Origin of the sequence: Streptomyces sp. E11-3 (genome assembly GCF_046540415.1) — a bacterium.
Taxonomy (GTDB): Bacteria; Actinomycetota; Actinomycetes; order Streptomycetales; family Streptomycetaceae; genus Streptomyces.
In genome coordinates this window covers 1-1,652 of the sequence record NZ_JAZGRL010000157.1, presented here as the reverse complement: position 1 = coordinate 1,652, position 1,652 = coordinate 1, and the positions used below count along the sequence as shown (strand labels likewise).

Here is a 1,652-nt window from a genome sequence, read left to right as displayed (position 1 = left end):
ACGGAGGCCGCGGGGGCCGCGGGGGCCGCAGGAGGGGCAGGCGCAGCGGCGGCGGGGACAGCGACCACGGTGGCGAGCACGGCGACGAGCACGGTCGTGCGCAGGGTCCGCTTCAGCACGGTGAGGCTCCGATCAGGGTGTGGGATGACGTACGCCCCGATCGTCGCCAACACCCCTGTGCCAGCACGTCGTTCCGTGGAGGTAACCGCATCCGCCGTACGGGCGAGGCGGCCCTCCCCCGTAGACGCTTACGCGGGTGGAGACACCACGGCTCGTCGGACGGCGGATGGTGCGCCCCCTCTCCGGGGGCGCGGGGCCGGGATCAGGCCGTGGCCCTGTGGATCTTCCAGTCGGCGACGTTGGAGCTGCGGTTGAAGTACGCGTTGGTGCACAGGTCGTACTTTCCGCCCGTGGCGGTGCTGTGACCGTTGGTCTCCAGGAAGCCGCCGTTGTCGCCGTAGACGTTCCAGAGGTGGACCAGGTCGCCGAGCCGGACGTTCTGGTCGGCCGGCGTGGAGGTCTGGGCGAAGATCCGCCACCGGCCGGTACCCGCTGCCCGGTCCCTGGTCTGGGAGGTGGACACGTCGTACTTGGCACCGGCGTTCTTCTGGTCCGTGGTGGCGTGCCCGTTGGTGTCGAGGTAGCCGCCGTCGCCGCCGTAGAGGTTGCGAAGGTAGACCAGGTCGCCGCTGACGACGGGCTGCCCCGAGGCCTTGCCCGAGGCGGAGAGGATCTCCCAGGTGCCGGTGCCCTTTCCTCGGGCGGGGGTGTCGGCCGTCGACACCTGGTACTTGCCGCCTGAGGCGGAGCTGTGGCCGTTGGTGTCGAGGTAGCCGCCCTGCCAGTCGCTGTAACCGTTCTGCAGGTGGATCTGGTCGCCGTACTTGAGCTCGTTCGCCATCGGACTTCCCCTCAGTTGACGACGCTGCACGGAGCCCTCGGCCAGGGGCAGGACCCCTGGCCGAGGGCTCGACGAGGACACGGACAATCTCGTACCGAATCTCCTTATTCGGAAGCTCATCAGCAAACTTGACCAAAAGTCGCCCAACTCACTTCCGGCCATGTCAGACCCCGTTAGGGTGGCGCGACACGGTGCACGGGTGGGGGCGGGAGCATGCCGGGAAGTCGGCGTCGGAGAGAAGCGGCCGCGCGCCTGGAGGAGGAGGTCACAGCCTTCGGTGAGGCGCTGGCCGCCCACACCTTCAGTCCGGGGCGTCCCGGTACACCTGATGGCGCGGTGGGGGACTACGAGCGTGCGCTGGACGCCTACGAGCAGGCGCGGCGGAACCCCAGGGGGCGGCGCGGGGACGAGGAGGGCGCGCTGCGCGCCCTGGACGAGGGTCGGCACGCCCTGGCCTGCCTGGACGCCCGACTGGCGGGGAAGCCCCTGCCCAAGCGGCTTCCGCTCTGCTTCTTCGACCCCCGCCATGGCCGGGCCGTCCGCGAGGTTCCGTGGACACCGGTCGGCGGGGCGGGGCGGCTCGTCCCCGTGTGCGCGGCGGACGAGGTGCGACTTGCGGAGGGGGTCGGCCCGATCGCGAGTGGCACGGGCCAACTGGCCCCGGCCCAGCCCGTACCTGAGCCGCCTGTCGCGGCACCGGGGCCGCCCGGCGCACCGCCCGTCGCGCCACCCGCCGGAAAGCCGCGGTGGC

General features: G+C 71.5%; 1 protein-coding gene and 1 pseudogene. One reads left to right on the top strand and one right to left on the bottom strand.

Annotated elements, in window-relative coordinates:
* Nucleotides 1-322: 322 nt before the first annotated feature.
* Nucleotides 323-901, bottom strand: a complete 579-nt coding sequence (locus U9R90_RS36065; protein ID WP_411061706.1) for a hypothetical protein — start codon at nt 899-901, stop codon at nt 323-325.
* A gap of 213 nt (nt 902-1,114) precedes the next feature.
* Between U9R90_RS36065 and U9R90_RS36060 the strand changes: the two are divergent.
* A pseudogene (locus U9R90_RS36060) lies at nt 1,115-1,652 on the top strand (hypothetical protein); the annotation flags it as partial.